This is a genomic window from Streptomyces showdoensis, assembly GCF_039535475.1.
Taxonomy (GTDB): Bacteria; Actinomycetota; Actinomycetes; order Streptomycetales; family Streptomycetaceae; genus Streptomyces; species Streptomyces showdoensis.
This window is the reverse complement of sequence record NZ_BAAAXG010000028.1, coordinates 189447-207735: the sequence shown is the minus strand read 5'-3', so window position 1 is coordinate 207735 and position 18289 is coordinate 189447. Positions and strand designations below refer to the sequence as shown.

Here is an 18289-nt window from a genome sequence, read left to right as displayed (position 1 = left end):
GACCAGACCGTCCCGGGCCACGCCGTCCTGCTCGACCTGCGGGCCGGCGGGTACGCCCCCCACGCACGCCTACGCCGACGCCGAGGCGGCCGTGTACCGGGCACTCGCCGCCCCGCAGCCCGTCGGCGAACGGCGCTTCCTCGTCGTCGACGACGCCGACCGGCTCGTCGCCCACCAGCTGCTCTACGAGCGGCTCTCGTCCTACGGCCCCGCGCAGATCGTCTGCCTGGCCATCGGCGCGCCGGGGGAGCGGACCCTGCGCCGCTCCCTGACCCTGCGGCCCCCCGCCGCCGGGGTGCTGTGGCTGCTCGGCGACTTCCGGGGCCCGGGCGCGGACGCCCTGCGGCCGCTCATGGACGTGCTCGCCACCCCCGAGGTGTTCGACGCCGTGCTCGGCGGCCTCGGCCGGATCGTGCACGGCGTCGCCGTCCCCTCCGTGCGCATCCTGGAGCACGACCTCACCGACGAGGCCCGGGCCCGGGCCTGGCGGCAGGCGATCGAGGCGCTGACCGGGCCCGACGTCCCCACTCCCGCCTCCATCGGCCCGGTCCCCGGCGAACTGGCCCTGCTGCTCGACGAGTCCGTGCCCCGCTCGCTCGCCGGGCACGCCTGGCTGCCCGCCCACGGGCGGGCCGGGGCACAGCTCGGCGCCTGCGACGACGCCCTCGCCGAGGCGGTCGAGACGCACGCCCGGGTGCGCGGCCCGGCGGGGCTCCTCGGCGCGGCCGGCCGGGACGCCGACCTGCCCGGCGACATCGAACGCCTGGCCCGAGCCCTGGCCCGGTTCCGGAACACCGTCGCCGAGACCTTCGCGATCGCCGGCGGCTCCCGGCCGACCGTCGAGGAACGCGGCCTGCTGCGCGACCGGGGCGTCCAACTCCCCGAGATGCCGCGGGAGATCACCCGTACCGGCATCGTCCCCGCGCTGCGCGACCACACCCACGAGCTGATCGGCCGCCGGCTGCCGCTGCGCTCGGTCGCCGCCCGCCTCTCCGCCCTCGCGGCCCGGACCGCCCCGGCGGGCAGCGCCGCCCGGCTGGCCCGGCTGGACGCGATCTGCGGACCCGCCCAGCTGGACCGGCTCGCCGCCCGGCACCCCTTCCTCGCCGGCGGCTCCCGGCCCGTCGCCGCCCTGGTGACCGGCGTCCTCGCCGCCCTCGCCGGACTGGGGGCGGGCATCGGCCTGGTACTCGGCCCCGCTGTCGGCCTGCTCGCCGCCTTCCTGGCCCACCGGATGCTGGTCCGGCGCCCCAACCGCTCGCCCGACGGGCGGCTGGACGGCGGCGGCAGCACCGGCACCGCGCCCCGGCTCGTCGGCGGCTTGGCGGGTGGGTGCGCCGGGGCCGCCACCGGTACCGCGCTCGCCCTGCCGCTCGGGTGGGGCGCGGCCGCCTTCGCGCTGGCCGCGGCCGTGGTCGTGCTGCTCGCGCTGCGCGACTGGACCCGCGGCGTGGACGACTGGTGGGACCGGGTGGACCCGGAGGGCGCGGGCCGCGTCCTCAAGGAGATCCAGGGCCTGGTCGTCACCACCGCCGTGCACGACTGGCTCTTCGCCGACGTGCGGCACCACTGCTCGGACGGGGCCGGGGCCGTCGCTCGGCTGCTGAAGGGCCTCGCGGCGACGGCCCAGGCACACGGCGGCCGGGAGGAGCCGGGCCCGTACACGGCGGAGCCGTACGGGCGGGACGCCGACGGCCCGGCGACGGCGGCCGGGGCACGCCGGGGCGAGACGTCCGGCTGGGACTGGGACGACTCGGCCGAGGACGGCGCCTACGGGGACGCGTACGGCGGCTGGCCGGGCGGCACGCCGTCGGGCGCGAAGGTGCCGGCCCCCACGCCGCCCGGCGACGCGTGGTCCGGGCGCGGCGCCCGGACCGGCCGCGGCTCCCCGCGGCCGGCCGACACCGCCGAGCCGGCGGGGCCGCCCGCGCCGAAGTGGCTGGAGCGGCGGTACGGGGACGGCGGCCCCGCCCTCGTGGACACCCTCGCCGGCGACCTCGTCGACGGTGTCGTGGCCCTCCTCGACACCTGCTGGGCCGGGATCGAACGCGACCCGGGCAACGCGGGCCGGGTCCCGCTCGACGGGCCGATGACCGAGCTCCTCGACGAGACCAGGACCCGCCTGGAGCGGGACGCCGCCGCCTCCCCGCCGCCCGGCCGGGACCGGGGCGAGCGGCCCGACGCCGCCCGCCTCACCGGCGTCGCCCCGGACACGGTGGCCCGCCTGATAGCCGCCGACGACGACCCCGGCCTGACCGTCCCGCTGTGCGGTCCCGAACACCAGCGGCTGCTCTCGCACGAGCCGGGCGCCGTACGCCGGGTGCGCTTCGTGCCGGAGACCATGCGGCGCGGGACCACCGGCGACGACATCTGGCGGGGCGCCGTCGAGGACGTGGTGTGGACGGATTCGGGCCGGCACGCGGGCGTCCTGCGTCTCGTGCCACTGCGTGCGGACGTGGTGCGCACCGTGAGAGAAGAGGAGGGCGGAGCGCCATGACCGAGGCGGGATCCGCACCGGGGCAGGGCCCCCTGGAGGAGCTGGAGTTCCTCACCCACCGACAGGAGCAGATCCGGGTCGTCGTACGCCTCGGCGAGGAACGGCGGGCACCCGCCCGGCCCCATCTGCTGATGCGGCAGCTCTCCATCAGCGACGGCTGGCCCGTCGTCCAGTACCGGCTGCCGCGCCCCGCGCAGAGCGACCCCCGCGCGTACGCCCTGCTGGAGCGGGAGGTCGCGGCGGCCGTCGCCGTCGAACGACGCTACGCGGGCGAGAAGTTCGCCGATCTCTTCACCCGGATCGTCGGCTTCGACCTGGACTGCTCCGAGCCCTTCGTGCTCTACCGCGACTCGCCCGGCGCCCTGCTCTCCGAGTGCCTGCCCCGCCTCGGCGGCGAGGAACAGCAGAAGATCGTCGGCCAGCTCGCCGTCGCCGTCCGGCTGCTCGGGGAGGCGGGGCTCGTCCACCGGGCCCTCGGACCCGAGACCGTCCGCTGGAGCGGCGGCCACGTCCGGCTGTGCGAGCCGTACGCGGCGCAGCGCGCGGGCGAGCCCCGCGCACCCTTCGGCACCGCCCCCTGGGCCTCGCCCGAACAACGGGCGGGCCGGGGCGACGCCGACACCCGCGACGACCTGTGGTCGCTCGCCCGGATCGCCTACTACCTGTTCTCCGGCCACCCGGGCCCGCCCGGCCTGGCCGACCGCGCCGACGGACCGCCCGCCGACCTCGGCGACTACCGCCGGCTCACCGCGCTCGCGCAGAGCGGCCTGTTCGCCCCGACGGCCGCGGCCCGGCCGTCCCCGGCCGAACTGCTGCGGCTGCTGCGGCTGCGCGATCCGCTCGCCGGCTCCGTCGACACCGCCGACCCGCTCGACCCGGGCCGGGAGCGGTACGACGCCGAACTCGCCCGCAAGCGGGCCGTCCTGGAGGCGGCGGAGCGGGACCGCGAGGAGCGGGAGCGGGAAACGGCCGGGGAACCCCCGCCGCCGCGCCGCCGGTTCCCGCTCTTCTCCCGCGAGGAGGACCGGGCGCCCTTCGTCCCGCCCCCGCCCGTCGGACCGCCCGCGCGGACCTGTCCCTACTGCCTGCTGCCCGTCCACTACGACGCGAGCCGCCTCGTCACCATCGACGCCAAGGGCACCCGGATCCCCTTGGACCTCAGCGGCGAACAGCGCCCCGCCCACATCAGGGAGGCGCTGCGCACCGCCTACCACCTGTGCCCGCACGCCGAGGGCGACGAGGCGCACGAACTGCCCGTTCCCTACCTGGTCAACGGCGAGCCGCTCTCCATCGCCTTCGTCGGCAGCTCCGCCGTCGGCAAGACCCATCTCATGGCCGCCATGCTCGGCGAGGTCGAGCTCGGCGGCCTGGAGCCGTACGGTCTGAAGGCGCTGCCCCTCAACCCCGACGCGCACCGCGCCTACCTGCGCGAACGGGTGCAGAGCCTGCAGCAGGGCCGGCAGCTCGGCCGCACCGGACAGCAGACCTTCGCCCGCTTCGCGGACGGACTCCTGGTCTCCGCCCCCGGCCGCACCCCGCGCCCCGTCGTCTTCTTCGACCTCGCGGGCGAGGACCTCGCCAAGGACGGGGCGGTCACCAGCTTCCTGATGGGGGTGGACGCCTTCGTGTTCGTCGTCGACCCGCTGCGCGCCCTGCGCATGCCCGCCCTGGACCCGGTGCGCGAACGGTACAAGCTGCCCCTCCGCGACCTCGGCGACGAGGCGTTCGCCACCGTCCTCAACCGGCTCGAACGGAAGCACGGCTTCGTTCCGGCGCCCGCCGCCGTCGCGGTCAACAAGAGCGACCTGATGCGCTTCGAACCGGCCGTCGACCGCTGGCTCGGGCGGGCCCTGCCCGGCCGGTACGACGAGGCGCAGGCCGAGGCCGAGAGCCGGGACACGTACGCCTTCCTGCACCACCACGCCAGCGCCGCCTGGCTCCGCCCCTTCGACGACCACGCCCGGTGCACCCTGCACTTCGTCGCCGCCACCGGGGGCCAGGCACGCGGCGACCGCTTTCCGCACGGGGCCCGGCCGCGGCGGGTGCTGGCCCCGTTGCTGTCCGTCTTCGCCGCGTGCGGGCTGCTTCGAGGGAGAGTCTGATGGTGCGAAACCCCGACGAGCTCGACCAGATCGTCTTCCGCTGGGACAGCGAGAACGCCTCCGGCACCACCGGATTCGGGCCCGTCGCCTGGTCGGGCGCGCGCGAGGACGCGGAGGGCCTGTTCCACGGTGCCGGATCGCTGCTGCGGGCCAGCGGGGACGAGACCAGACCCGCGCTGATCCGGCTGCAGCGCCGGGGCGGCGACGCGGTGCTGATCCGGCGCCTCCCCTGGACCGACCCCGGCGGCGGCGCCTCCGCCCTCTGCCACGCCCTGGTCGGCTCGCCGGACGTCCTGGAGGCCGCCACCTGCCTGGGGCTGCACGACTGGACCTGGGAGGGCGCCGACCTGCCGCTCGCCGAGGTACGGGACGGGCTGCCGACGGTGTGGGAGGAGGCGCTGCTCCAGGCGGTGGGCCACGGACAGGCCCGCCTCGACGAGCGGATGGCGGAGGTCGCCGAGGAACTCGTCGGCGCGGCGGCCGAGTTGCTGCGTCACCCGGACGGCCGCTTCACCTTCCTGGACGAGCGCGGCGACACCGCGCTGCCGGTGCTGTGGGGGTTGCACAGCATGTTCGGCCTCGTCCACCGCAGCTGGACCTTCGCCAGCCACGACACGGCGGAACTCCCGGCGTTGCGCTTCGTCTTCGTCAGCCGCTGGGCGGGCGCCGCCGCCCGCAACACCGACCGCCACCGCATCGACCCGCGCGAACGCGTGGGCGACGTCGCTGAGTCGGTGGCGGCCCGGCTGGTCGAGCACCACCTGCGGGGCCTCGAAGCCGGCGACAACCGCGAGTTCGCGGTGGGCGGCGCCCTCGAACGCTTCCACGGCCGCCCCGGCGCCACCCTCCTCGCCACGGCCCAATCCGCCGCCGGCCACCTCGACCGCCGCTACCCCACCCGCCGCCCCCAGAGCGGGGACCGGCCACCGGAGGGCGTGCGCCCGCAGGAACGGCTCCGGGGCGCGGAGCCGCTCCGGGCACCGGAAACGTCCTGGGCACCGGAAACGTCCTGGGCACCGGAAACGTCCCGGGCACCGGAAACGTCCTGGGGGGCGGAACCGCCTGCGGGAGGCGAGCCGTACCGGGGGAGCGAGCCACCTCGGGGGAGCGAGCCACCTCGGGGGAGCGAGCAGTCTCGGGGGGGCGAGCCACCTCGGGAGAGCGAGCGGTCTCGGGGGAGCGAGCCGTCTCGGGGGGCGGGGCCTACCCGGGGCGGGGAGTCCCCTCGGTCCGTCGAGCCGCCCAGGACCGCCGAGCCGCCTCGGACGGACGGGTCCCCCAGGGGCGCCGATTCTCCCCGGGCAGGCGAGCCGCCCCGTGGCTCGGGGGCTCACCGGGCCGCAGAGCCCGCCCCGCCCGCCGAGGCGCCTCGCGAGGCGGAGTCGCCCCGGGGCTCCGGAGCCTCGCGCGGCGACGGGGCGGACCGTACTCCCGAGGCGCCCCGCTCGCAGGTCGAGCCCGGGCCGCGCTCGCAGGTCGAGCCCGGGCCCCGCTCGCAGGTCGAGCCCGGGCCGCGCTCGCAGGTCCCGCCCCCCTGGTACGCCCCGCGCACCGGGGAGGCCGCCCCGCCCCCGCCCGCAAGGCCCGCCGACCCCTCGCCCTGGACCGGGCCCGAGAAGCCGGGGCACAGGTTCCGGCGGCGGCGGGGGCCGGCGCCCCAGGGGGCCGGGCTCGGGGAGCGGCTGGACCGGGCGGAGAACGTCGGGCAGGCGCAGGCCGCGGCCCGGGTGGCACCGGACGCGGACCTGCTCGCCGTGCTCCGCGACCGCGGCCTGCCGCACCGCCTCGCCACCGTCGTGGTCCAGGAGATCGCGCACCGGATCCCCACCTGGAACCGCAGGCTCCGGCGCGAGCTGCGCGATCTGGTCCTCGCCGAGGCGTACTTCGTGTACCGCACCCACCCCGCCGACCACGTCACCCCCGCCGAGCGCGCCGCCGACGCGGCCGCCCTGCACCGCTGGGCCGTGCGCCCGGTGCTCGGGGGCGGGAACGCCGCGGCGGCGGTCGACGAACTCGCCGGCCTGCTCACCCGCTTCAGCACCAGCCCGTACCCGGCGGCCCGCACCGCGTTCCGCGAGATCGTGCGGGACGAGCGGTCGGGGCTGCCCGAGTCCCTCCTGCGCGGCCTCCTCCTCGACACGCACCGCTCGGCCGAGCGCGACCGCCCCCCGGACCCCCCGCCACCGCCGGCGCCACCGGAGCCCCGCCCCGCGGACCCGCCCCGGCACGCGCCGCCCACCCGTGGGCAGGAGGCCGACGTCCGGGCGCACCCCGCTCCGGAGCCAGCTCCGCACCCCGCTCCGGACCCGTCCGGCCCGTCGAAGGACGGGCGGGTCGTGGTCTCCGTGCTCGGCGCGGTCCTGGTCCTGCTGCTCATCGTCATCTTCGCGTCGATCCTGACGCGCTGAGAACCACGCGCGAGCCGTCCCGCTCCGTCAGGATGGGCCCATGGGATTCCATGTCGATTCCGAGACCGGGCGGCTCCGCCGCGTCATCCTGCACCGCCCCGATCTGGAGCTGAAGCGGCTCACCCCGACCAACAAGGACGCCCTCCTCTTCGACGACGTGCTGTGGGTGCGCCGGGCCCGCCAGGAGCACGACGGGTTCGCCGACGTGCTCCGCGACCGCGGCGTCGAGGTGCACCTCTTCGGGGACCTCCTGCGCGAGGCCCTGGAGCTGCCGGCGGCCCGCGAACTGGTCCTCGACCGGGTCTTCGACGAGAAGGAGTACGGGCCGCTCGCCACCGACCACCTGCGGGCCGCCTTCGACTCGCTGGACGCCGCGACCCTGGTGGAGGCCCTCGTCGGCGGGATGACGAAGCGCGAGTTCCTGGCCGGCCACCGTGAACCGACCTCGGTCCGCTTCCACGCCCTGGAGCTGGACGACTTCGTGCTCGGCCCGTTGCCGAACCACATCTTCACCCGGGACACCTCGGCCTGGATCTACGACGGGGTGTCGATCAACGCGATGCGCTGGCCGGCCCGGCAGCGCGAGACCGTCCACTTCGAGGCGATCTACAAGCACCACCCGCTGTTCACCGGCCCGGAGGCGGGGAGCTTCCACCACTGGTCGGAGGGGCAGGCCGACTACCCGTCGACGATCGAGGGCGGCGACGTCCTGGTCATCGGCAACGGCGCGGTCCTCATCGGCATGAGCGAGCGGACCACCCCGCAGGCCGTGGAGATGCTGGCCCGCGGCCTGTTCGCGGCGGGTTCGGCGCGCACGATCATCGCGCTGGACATGCCGAAGCGGCGGGCGTTCATGCACCTGGACACGGTGATGACGATGGTGGACCAGGACACCTTCACGCAGTACGCGGGGCTCGGCATGCTCCGCTCGTACACGATCGAACCGGGCGACGAGGGGCAGTCCCTGCGGGTGACCGACCATCCGCCGGAGCAGATGCACAGCGCCATCGCCGCCGCCCTCGGCCTCCAGGACATCCGGGTCCTCACGGCGACCCAGGACGTGCACGCGGCGGAGCGCGAGCAGTGGGACGACGGGTGCAACGTGCTCGCGGTGGAGCCGGGCGTCGTGGTGGCGTACGAGCGGAACGTCACCACCAACACGCATCTGCGCAAGCAGGGCATCGAGGTGATCGAGATCCCCGGCAGCGAACTGGGCCGGGGGCGGGGCGGCCCGCGCTGCATGAGCTGTCCGGTGGAACGGGACGCCGTAGGGGGAGGGGAGGGACGGGAAGGAGGGGAGTGAGAGGGGAGCGGGGAGGGAGAGGAGGGGCGGCGGGGGCTGTATAAGAATTCTGGTTTACGTATAGACTTCCAGGGTTCTCGTCCCCCGACGCCTCCGTCCGTCCCGACCGTACCCAGGAGCGCCCCATGGCCACCGACCTCACCGGCCGCCACTTCCTCAAGGAGCTGGACTTCACCGCCGAGGAGTTCCGCGGCCTGATCGCGCTCGCCGCCGAGCTCAAGGCGGCGAAGAAGGCCGGCGCGGAGGTCCAGCGGCTGCGGGGCAGGAACGTCGCCCTGATCTTCGAGAAGACCTCGACCCGCACGCGCTGCGCCTTCGAGGTCGCCGCCGCCGACCAAGGCGCCTCCACCACCTACCTCGACCCCTCCGGCTCCCAGATGGGCCACAAGGAGTCGGTCAAGGACACCGCCCGGGTGCTCGGCCGGATGTTCGACGGGATCGAGTACCGCGGCGACAGCCAGGAGGCCGTCGAGGAGCTGGCCGCCTTCGCCGGCGTGCCCGTCTTCAACGGGCTCACCGACGACTGGCACCCCACCCAGATGCTGGCCGACGTGCTCACCATGACCGAGCACAGCGACAAGCCGCTGACCGGGATCGCCTTCGCCTACCTCGGCGACGCCCGCTTCAACATGGGCAACTCGTACCTCGTCACCGGCGCCCTGCTCGGCATGGACGTCCGGATCGTGGCGCCCGAGGCGTACTGGCCGGCCGAGCCCTTCGTCGCCGAGGCGCGGCGGCTGGCCGAGGCGAGCGGGGCGCGGATCACGCTCACCGAGGACGTCGCCGAGGGCGTGCGCGGCGCCGACTTCGTCGCCACCGACGTGTGGGTCTCGATGGGGGAGCCCAAGGAGGTCTGGGACGAGCGGATCGCGGCGCTCTCCCCGTACGCCGTGACCATGGACGTCCTGCGTGCCACCGGCAATCCGGACGTGAAGTTCCTGCACTGCCTGCCGGCCTTCCACGACCTCGGCACCGCCGTCGGCCGGGACATCCACGCCCGGCACGGGCTGACCGAACTGGAGGTCTCCGACGAGGTCTTCGAGTCGGCGCACTCGGTCGTCTTCGACGAGGCGGAGAACCGGATGCACACCATCAAGGCCGTCATGGTCGCCACCATGGGCGACCCCGTGGCCTAGCCCCGGCGGCGCCCGGCGACATCCCGGCGGCGTCACGGTATGGAATTACGCCCGATTGGGTGGGTATGCGAGGTGTCGTCTACCATCGCATCCTTCAGGGGGGTCCGGGCACACGTGCCCGGACCCCCCTCGCGTCTGCCCGATCAGAGATGAGAACCACCGCATGCCCCCGTCCGCCCGGCGGATCAAATCCCCCCAGCAGCTGATCGCCGAGTCCGGCGCCGACCTCGAAGGTCACGGCCTCAAGCGGACCATGGGCCTGTTCCAGCTCGTGTGCTTCGGCATCGGCGCCATCGTCGGCACCGGCATCTTCGTCGGCCTCTCCGACAGCGTCGCCGAGGCCGGGCCCGCGGTGGTCGTCTCCTTCGTGCTCGCCGCGGTCACCTGCGTCTTCACCGCCTTCTCCTTCGCGGAGCTGGGCAGCGCGATCCCGGTCTCGGGCTCCTCGTACTCCTTCGCCTACGCGAGCCTCGGCGAGCGCCTCGCCTTCCTCGTCGGCTGGTGCCTGCTCCTGGAGTACGGCGTCTCCGTCTCCGCGGTCGCCGTCGGCTGGAGCCAGTACCTGAACGAGCTCCTCGACAGCCTCTTCGGCTTCCAGCTGCCCGCCGCGCTCTCCGCCGGGCCGGGCGACGGCGGCGTGGTCAACCTGCCCGCCGTGATCGTCATCCTGCTCGCGGCGACGCTGCTGGTCCGCGGGGTGCGCGAGAGCGCCCGGGCGACCGCCGCCATGGCCGTGCTCAAGATCGGCATCCTGATCCTCTTCTGCGCGATCGGCTTCAGCGCCTTCGAGGACGGCAACCTCTCGCCGTTCGCCACCCACGGCGTGGCCGGGGTCACCGCGGGCGCGTCCGTCGCCTTCTTCTCGTACATCGGCTTCGACGCCATCACCACCGCCGGCGAGGAGGTGAAGAACCCGCGCCGCACCATCCCGCTGGCGATCCTCATCTGCATCGGCGTGGTCACGCTGCTCTACTGCGCCGTCGCGCTCTCCGCGATCGGGGCGCTCGGCGCCGACGCCGTCGCCGACAAGCCGGCCGCCCTCTCGCTCGTCGTGAACCAGGTGACCGAGTCGACCGTCGGCGGCGGGATCATCGCCTTCGGCGCGGTCGTCGCCATCGCCTCCGTGGTCCTCGCGGTGATGTACGGACAGACCCGGATCCTGATGTCGATGTCCCGCGACGGCCTGGTGCCCCGGGTCTTCGAGCGGATCTCGCCGAAGAGCGCGACCCCGGTGGCCAACACCTGGATCGTGGCCTGCGTCTTCGCGGTCCCGGCGGCGTTCGCCTCGCTCGACGTCGTCGTCAACCTGACGACGATCGGCACCCTCGCGATCATGGCCGTGGTGAACATCGCGGTGATCGCGCTGCGCCGCCGCGACCCCGGGCTGCCGCGGTCCTTCCGGGTCCCGCTGTATCCGCTCAGCCCGGTCCTGGGCGTCGGATTCTGCTGCTATCTGATCTGGGGCACCGGCTGGGCGACCTGGGTGCAGTTCGCGGTCTTCCTGGTCGTCGGTGCGCTCGTCTACGCGCTGTACGGACGCCGCAGGTCGCGGCTGGTCACGACTCCGGAGGCCGGCGCCGCTGCGGCGGCACCGCGGCCGGGAGCGTGAACCACACCGCCTTGCCGTGCGCGGTGGGGCGGTGTCCGCAGTCGCTGCTGAGGGCGCGGATCAGGAGCAGTCCGCGGCCGTGTTCCTGCCAGGGGTCCACCAGGGTGCCGGGCTCGGGGCAGGCCAGCTCGCCGGGGGCCGCGGGCCGGCCGTCGTGGACCTCGATCTGACAGCCGCCGGGGGCCGGGAGCAGTTCGACGACCAGTTCGATGGGGCCGTCGCCCGCGGTGTGCTCGACGGCGTTGGCCACCAGCTCGGCGGTGAGCAGCTCGGCCGTGTCCCGGTCCGCGGCTCCCACGTCCCCGCCCTCGATGTCGGCGAGGGCGGTCCGGACGAGGGCGCGGGCGATCGGCACGGCGGCCGTCGTGTGGGGCAGCTCGATGCGCCAGGATGCGGGGCCTGAGACTTCGAACACGGCAGGTTGCTCCGTTCGGGCTCGCGGTGGGCGGTGGGGGACGTCCTGTTTTCAACCTTACGGAGTCAAAAATCCATATCCAGAGGCGGTCGCCCAGGTCCGTGGGGACCTGGGTCCGCGCGGGGGCGGGACCTTTGCGGCGCAAGGCCGACACCGGCCTTACGCCGCCCGCGCGCGGCGGGCCCGTATCGCGTACTCGTGACGACAGTCACAACACGGTGATACCCTCTTCGAGGTGATGCCGTACCCGTACGTGCACACGACTGGGAGGCCGTCCCGAATGAGCCCCTTCACCGGCTCCGCGAGCCGTACCGAACGCTGGCGGCACCTGCGCCTCACCGTCGACGACGGGGTCGCCACGATCACCCTCGCCCGCCCCGAGAAGCTCAACGCCCTCACCTTCGGCGCCTACGCCGACCTGCGCGACCTGCTCGCCGAGCTCTCCCGGGAGCGGGCCGTGCGCGCCCTCGTCCTCGGCGGCGAGGGGCGCGGCTTCTGCTCGGGCGGCGACGTCGACGAGATCATCGGCGCCACGCTCTCCATGGACACCGCCCAGCTCCTCGACTTCAACCGGATGACCGGGCAGACCGTCCGCGCGCTGCGCGAATGCCCTTTCCCGGTCATCGCCGCCGTCCACGGCGTCGCCGCCGGCGCCGGGGCGGTCCTCGCGCTCGCCGCCGACTTCCGCGTCGCCGACCCCACCGCCCGCTTCGCCTTCCTCTTCACCCGCGTCGGCCTGTCCGGCGGCGACATGGGCGCCGCCTACCTGCTGCCCCGGGTGGTCGGCCTCGGCCACGCGACGCGCCTCCTCATGCTCGGCGACCCGGTCGGCGCCGCCGAGGCCGAGCGCATCGGACTGATCAGCGAGCTCACCGAGGAGGGCGCCGCCGACACCCGCGCCGCCGCCCTCGCCCGCCGCCTCGCCGAGGGGCCCGCGCTCGCCCACGCCCAGACCAAGGCGCTGCTCACCGCCGAGCTCGACATGCCGCTGGCCGCCTCCGTCGAGATGGACGCGGCCACCCAGGCCCTGCTGATGCACGGCGAGGACTACGCCGAGTTCCACGCGGCGTTCACGGAGAAGCGCCCGGCCAAGTGGCGGGGGCGATGACCGTGCCCTCCAGGGACGGCCGTACCGCGGCGGGCGGCACCGACGCGGTACGGCCGGGGGAGGAGCGCGGTGCGCCCCAGGGCTCGGCTCCGGCCGTGCCCCCGGGCGGGGCTCCGGCCGCGCCTCCGGACGCGCCCCCGCTCGCGCCCCGGGGCTCGGCCCCTTACGAGGCTCCCGACGCGGCCCCCGGCGCTCCGCCGCTCCGTGTCGCCGTCGTCGGGGGCGGCCCCGGCGGGCTGTACGCCGCCGCCCTGCTCAAGCGCGGCGACCCCGCCCGGCGGGTCACCGTCTGGGAGCGCAACGCCCCCGACGACACCTTCGGCTTCGGCGTCGTCCTCTCCGACGAGACCCTCGGCGGGCTCCAAGACGCCGACCCCGAGGTGTACGCCGAGCTGCGCGCCGCCCTCGTCCGCTGGGACGACATCGACATCGCCCACCGCGGCCACCTGTTCACCTCCACCGGCCACGGCTTCGCCGCCCTCGGCCGGCACCGGCTCCTGGAGATCCTGCAACGGCGCTGCGCCGGGCTCGGCGTGGACCTCCGCTTCCGGGCCGAGGCGCCGCCCCCCGACGTGCTCGCCGCATCCCACGACCTCGTCATCGCCGCCGACGGCGTGCACAGCCGCACCCGCGAGGCCCACGCCGAGGTCTTCGGGCCCACCCTCACCACCCACCGCTGCCGCTACATCTGGCTCGCCGCCGACTTCGCCCTCGACGCCTTCCGCTTCGAGACGGCCGAGACCGAGCACGGCGTGATGCAGCTGCACGCCTACCCCTACGACGCCGGCTCCTCCACCGTCATCGTCGAGATGCGCGAGGAGGTCTGGCGGGCGGCCGGCTTCGACGAGCTCGACGAGACCGAGTCCGCCGCCCGCTGCGCCAAGATCTTCGCCGAGGTCCTGCACGGCCGCGCCCTGCGCGGCAACAACTCCGCCTGGACCGCGTTCCGCACCCTCGTCAACGCCCGCTGGTCCCACGGCAACACCGTCCTCCTCGGCGACGCCGCCCACACCGCGCACTTCTCCATCGGCTCCGGCACCAAGCTCGCCGTCGAGGACGCCGTCGCCCTCGCCGCCCACGTCGACGCCGGCCCCACCCTCCCCGAGGCGCTCGCCGCCTACGAGGACGAGCGCCGCCCGCTCGTCGAGTCCACCCAGCGCGCCGCCGTCGCGAGCCTGCGCTGGTTCGAGGAGCTGGCCGAACAACTCGACCGGCCGCCACGGCAGTTCGCCTTCAACCTGCTCACCCGCAGCCGTCGCGTCACCCACGACAACCTGCGGCTGCGCGATCCCGCCTTCACCGCCTCCGTGGAGCGCGAGTTCGGCTGCCCGCCCGGCACCCCGCCGATGTTCACCCCCTTCCGCCTCGGCGGACTCACCCTGCGCAACCGGGTCGTCGTCTCCCCGATGGACCTGTACGTCGCCGAGGAGGGCGTCCCCGGCGACTTCCACCTCGTCCACCTCGGCGCCCGCGCCCTCGGCGGGGCCGGGCTCGTCATGACCGAGATGGTCTGCGTGAGCGAACAGGGCCGGATCACCCCCGGCTGCGCGGGCCTCTGGACCGACGCGCAGGCCGACGCCTGGGCCCGCATCACCGCCTTCGCGCACGCCTCCGCCCCCGGCACCGCGATCGGCGTCCAGCTCGGCCACTCCGGCCGCAAGGGCTCCACCCGGCTCATGTGGGAGGGCATCGACGAGCCCCTGCCCACCGGCAACTGGCCGCTCGTCGCCGCCTCCCCGCTGCCGTACCGGCCCGGCGTCAACCAGACCCCCCGGGCCCTCGACCGGGCCGGACTCACCTCCGTGCGCGAGGAGTTCACCGCCGCCGCCCGCCGCGCCGCCCGGGCCGGCTTCGACCTCCTCGAACTCCACTGCGCCCACGGCTATCTGCTCTCCGGCTTCCTCTCCCCGCTCACCAACCACCGCACCGACGCCTACGGCGGCGACCTGGCGGGCCGGCTGCGCTACCCCCTCGAAGTCTTCGACGCCGTACGGGAGGTGTGGCCTGCCGACCGCCCCATGACCGTCCGCATCTCCGCCACCGACTGGGCCGAGGGCGGCACCACCGCCGAGGACGCCGTCGAGATCGCCCGCGCCTTCGCCGCCCACGGCGCCGACGCGCTCGACGTCTCCACCGGCCAGGTCGTCCCCGACGAGCGGCCCGAGTACGGCCGTTCCTACCAGACCCCCTTCGCCGACCGCATCCGCGCCGCCCTCGGCGTCCCCGTGATCGCCGTGGGTGCCATCTCCTCCTGGGACGACGTCAACTCGCTCCTGCTCGCGGGCCGCACCGACCTCTGCGCCCTCGCCCGGCCCCATCTCTACGACCCGCACTGGACGCTCCACGCCGCCGCCGAGCAGGGGTACCAGGGAGCGGCCGCGCCCTGGCCCGCCCCGTACCGGGCGGGGAGCCGGCGCCCGCCGACCGGTCGGAAGGACGGCTGAGGCGCACGAGCCCGCCATCCGGCTGACTCGGCGTCCCCGCTGGGCCACTATGGACCCCATGGGAACGTGGCAGCGGACGTGGTGGTGGGGGTCGGCGCTGGTGGGCGCCGGTGCGGGGCTGGGCTTGCTGGTGTGGGTGACGGTGGCGCACCCGGAGGGCTCGGCTCAGGGCTGGGGTGTCGCGGGCGCGGTGGCCGGTCTGGTCGGGGCCGGGGCGGCCCTGTGGCAGGTGCGCGCGGCGGCCGCCGGCACCCCGGCGCCGACGCCGCCCGCCCCGGCCCCGGCCACCGGGCCGACGCTCGCGGAGCGGGGCGCGATCGTGGCGCGGGGGAACGTGACCCGGTCCTCGACCAGGTACACGGGCACGCCTCCGGCGACGTCCTCCCCGGGGGCCCCGGGCATGGCGGGCGGACCGGACGGGATCGTCGCCCGGGACGGCGCGATCGCGGCCGGCGGTGACGTCGAGGACTCGGACACGGAGTTCCGTTCGTGATCAGGAAGCGCGTCGCGGCCCAGGAGCAGCCCGCGGGACCGGCCGGGCTCCACGGCTCCCGGGGAGCGATCGTCGCCGGCGGCGGGGTCAGCAACTCGGTGGCCCAGCACATCGAGGCCCAGCAGGCGTTCGTGCTCTCTCCCGAGGCGCACGGGCCGATCCCCGCGGACGCGGCGGGGCGCGGGGTGTCCAACATCCCGTCCGGCGCCGTCGGGGGGTTCGTCGGCAGGACCACCGAACTCACGGTGCTGGACGAGATGTTCACCGGCCCCGGAGAGGTCCTCGTCCAGGCGGTGCACGGGCTGGGCGGAGTCGGAAAGTCGGCGCTCGCCGCCCGCTGGGCCGCCGGACGGCACGAGACGGTCCGCTGGTGGATCACGGCGGACAGCGAGCCCGCGGTCCACGCCGGAGTGGCGGCGCTGGCCCGGGCCCTGCAGCCGGGTCTGGCCGGACTCCCCGTGGACGTGCAGTCCGAACGCGCGGTCCGATGGCTCGCCGACCACCCGGACCGGTGGCTGCTGGTACTCGACAACGTCGAGGCCCCGCTCCACATACGCCCGCTCCTGGACCGCGTCCCCGGCGGCCGGGTGCTGGTCACCACGCGCCTGGCCAGCGGGTGGCACCGTCATGCCGCCACCGTCCCGCTGGGCGTGCTCGAACCGGCCGACGCGGTCGAGCTGTTCACCCGCATCCTCAGCCAGCACGGGCCCCGCGAGCACACCGGGGCGGACGCGGTCTGCGCCGAACTCGGCCACCTCGCCCTGGCCATCGAACAGGCGGCGGCCTACTGCGCCGAGACCGGCACCACCCCGCTCACCTACCTGGACCGACTCCGGGCCTGGCCGGCGACGATGTACGCCGCCGCCGCCGAAGGCGGCGACTCCGCGCGCACCTGCGCCCGCATCTGGCGCCTCACCCTCGACCACGTCGACGCCACCCCGCTCGCCGGCGACCTGTTGCGCCTGCTCGCGTGGTACGCCCCCGACCGCATCCCGCGGGACCTCTTCGACCCGCTCGCCACCCCTCCCGAGGTCGACGCCGCGATCGGCCGGCTCGTGGCCCACAACATGATCACCGACAACCACGACGGCACGCTCACCGTCCACCGCCTGGTCCAGTCCCTCGCCCGCACCCCCGACCCCGAGGACCCGCACCGCCAGGCGGACGACATCGACGAGGCCCGCGACGACGCGGCCGAACTCCTCGCCCGGGCCTATCCCGCCGACCCCGACCATCCCGCGAACTGGCCCCGCTACCGGGCGCTCCTCCCGCACACCGAGGCCCTCGCCGGCCACCACCCCGCCGACCAGGACACCCTCTACACCTCCCACGCCCTCGACCGCGCCGCGACGTACGCGCGGGGCCAGGGCGCCCCGGCCCTGACCGTGCCCACCTTCCAACGCGCCCTCGCCGCGCGGGAGCGGGTGCTGGGCCAGGACCATCCGAGCACGCTCTCCTCGCGCAACAACCTGGCCGGCGCGTACGAGTACGCGGGTGACCTGGGCCGGGCCATCCCCTTGTACGAGGCGACCGTCGCCGACTTCGTGCGGGTGCTGGGGCCCGACCATCCGGACACGCTCGCCGCGCGGAACAACCTCGCGGGCGCGTACGAGTCGGCAGGCGACTCGGGCCGTGCCGTCCCCCTGCACGAGGCGACCGTCGCCGACTACGAGCGGGTGCTGGGGCCCGACCATCCGGACACGCTCGCCGCGCGGAACAACCTCGCGGGCGCGTACGAGTCGGCGGGCGACCCTGACCGGGCCACCCCGCTCTACGAGTCGACGCTCGCCGCGCGGGAGCGGGTGCTGGGGCCCGACCATCCCGACACGCTGTCCTCGCGCAACAACCTCGCCAGTACGTACGAGTCTGCGGGCGACCTGGACCGGGCCGTCCCCCTGTACGAGGCGATCCTCGCCACCCGCGAGCGGGTCATGGGGCCCGACCACCCGCACACGCTGTCCTCGCGCAACAACCTGGCCGGTGCGTACGAGTCGGCGGGTGACCTGGGCCGGGCCACTCCCCTGTACGAGGCGACCCTCGCCGATGCCGAGCGGGTGCTGGGCCATGACCACCCCGACACGCTCACCGCACGCAACAACCTCGCCTACGCCTACGGAGCGGCGGGCGACGTGGACCGGGCTTTTCCCCTGTACGAGGCGACCCTGGCCACGCGCGAGCGGGTCCTCGGCCCCGACCACCCCGACACGCTGTCCTCGCGCAACAACCTGGCGGGCGCCTACGAGGCCTTGGGTGACCTGGGCCGGGCCGTCCCCCTGTACGAGGCGACCCTGGCCACGCGCGAGCGGGTGCTGGGCCCCGACCACCCGAGCACGCTCTCCTCGCGGAACAACCTCGCCGGGGCGTACCAGTCCACGGGCGACCTGGACCGGGCCGTCCCCCTGTACGAGGCGACCCTGGCCACGCGCGAGCGGGTGCTGGGCCCCGACCACCCGCACACGCTCTCCTCGTGCAGCAACCTGGCCGGTGCCTGCATGGAGGCCGGCGACCTGGACCGGGCCCTCGCCCTGTGCGAGGCGACCCTCGCCACGCAGGAACGGGTGCTGGGCCACGACCACCCCCACACGCTCACCTCGCGCAACAACCTGGCCGGCGCCTACGTGTTCGCGGGCGACCTGGACCGGGCGATCCCGCTGTTCGAGGCGACCCTCGCCGCGCGCGAGCGGGTGCTGGGGTACCACCACCCCCACACCCACGCCTCACGCATCAACCTGGCGAGCGTGTTCCTGGGCGGCACGCTCCCCCGGGACGACTGA

Annotated in this window: 11 protein-coding genes; 10 read left to right on the top strand and 1 reads right to left on the bottom strand. The window is 75.2% G+C overall.

Annotated features, from left to right (window positions below):
- Nucleotides 1-91: 91 nt before the first annotated feature.
- The 6 genes from ABD981_RS35705 to ABD981_RS35680 all read left to right on the top strand — a co-directional run bounded on the left by ABD981_RS35705 (nucleotide 92) and on the right by ABD981_RS35680 (nucleotide 11055).
- Entirely contained in the window at nucleotides 92-2497 is a 2406-nt protein-coding gene (locus tag ABD981_RS35705; RefSeq protein WP_345530517.1) for a hypothetical protein, read from the top strand.
- Nucleotides 2494-4599, top strand: coding sequence for a serine/threonine-protein kinase (locus ABD981_RS35700; RefSeq protein ID WP_046911374.1), 2106 nt, complete (start codon nucleotides 2494-2496; stop codon nucleotides 4597-4599). The genes ABD981_RS35705 and ABD981_RS35700 overlap by 4 nt, the downstream gene beginning before the upstream one ends.
- Nucleotides 4599-7007 carry a hypothetical protein gene (locus ABD981_RS35695; RefSeq protein WP_046911373.1) on the top strand — a complete coding sequence of 803 codons (2409 nt, stop codon included), beginning with the start codon at nucleotides 4599-4601 and terminating at the stop codon, nucleotides 7005-7007. The genes ABD981_RS35700 and ABD981_RS35695 overlap by 1 nt, the downstream gene beginning before the upstream one ends.
- Nucleotides 7008-7047: 40 nt before the next feature.
- Nucleotides 7048-8310 carry an arginine deiminase gene (locus tag ABD981_RS35690; RefSeq protein ID WP_046911372.1) on the top strand — a complete coding sequence of 421 codons (1263 nt, stop codon included), beginning with the start codon at nucleotides 7048-7050 and terminating at the stop codon, nucleotides 8308-8310.
- 125 nt (nucleotides 8311-8435) lie between these two features.
- The gene (gene argF / locus ABD981_RS35685) at nucleotides 8436-9446 is read left to right on the top strand and encodes an ornithine carbamoyltransferase (RefSeq protein ID WP_046911371.1); all 1011 of its coding nucleotides are present in this window, start codon (nucleotides 8436-8438) and stop codon (nucleotides 9444-9446) included.
- A gap of 163 nt (nucleotides 9447-9609) precedes the next feature.
- A complete protein-coding gene (locus tag ABD981_RS35680; protein ID WP_046911370.1) occupies nucleotides 9610-11055 on the top strand; it encodes an amino acid permease in 1446 nt (481 codons plus the stop codon).
- Here ABD981_RS35680 and ABD981_RS35675 read toward each other — a convergent pair.
- Entirely contained in the window at nucleotides 11003-11470 is a 468-nt protein-coding gene (locus ABD981_RS35675) for an ATP-binding protein (protein WP_046911369.1), read from the bottom strand. The genes ABD981_RS35680 and ABD981_RS35675 overlap by 53 nt on opposite strands.
- A 280-nt stretch (nucleotides 11471-11750) precedes the next feature.
- On the opposite strand from ABD981_RS35675, the gene ABD981_RS35670 reads away from it, so the two are divergent.
- Genes ABD981_RS35670 through ABD981_RS35655 form a run of 4 tightly spaced genes read left to right on the top strand, consistent with a single transcriptional unit; the run spans nucleotide 11751 to nucleotide 18289 of the window.
- Entirely contained in the window at nucleotides 11751-12578 is an 828-nt protein-coding gene (locus tag ABD981_RS35670; RefSeq protein WP_046911368.1) for an enoyl-CoA hydratase family protein, read from the top strand.
- Nucleotides 12575-15022: a bifunctional salicylyl-CoA 5-hydroxylase/oxidoreductase gene (locus ABD981_RS35665; protein WP_240495448.1), complete on the top strand. Its 2448-nt coding sequence runs from the start codon at nucleotides 12575-12577 to the stop codon at nucleotides 15020-15022. Before ABD981_RS35670 ends, ABD981_RS35665 begins: the two co-directional genes overlap by 4 nt.
- Nucleotides 15023-15080: 58 nt before the next feature.
- Nucleotides 15081-15515 (top strand): hypothetical protein, encoded by a 435-nt coding sequence (locus ABD981_RS35660; protein WP_345530515.1) that lies wholly within the window; start codon nucleotides 15081-15083, stop codon nucleotides 15513-15515.
- Nucleotides 15512-18289: a tetratricopeptide repeat protein gene (locus ABD981_RS35655; RefSeq protein WP_205628272.1), complete on the top strand. Its 2778-nt coding sequence runs from the start codon at nucleotides 15512-15514 to the stop codon at nucleotides 18287-18289. The genes ABD981_RS35660 and ABD981_RS35655 overlap by 4 nt, the downstream gene beginning before the upstream one ends.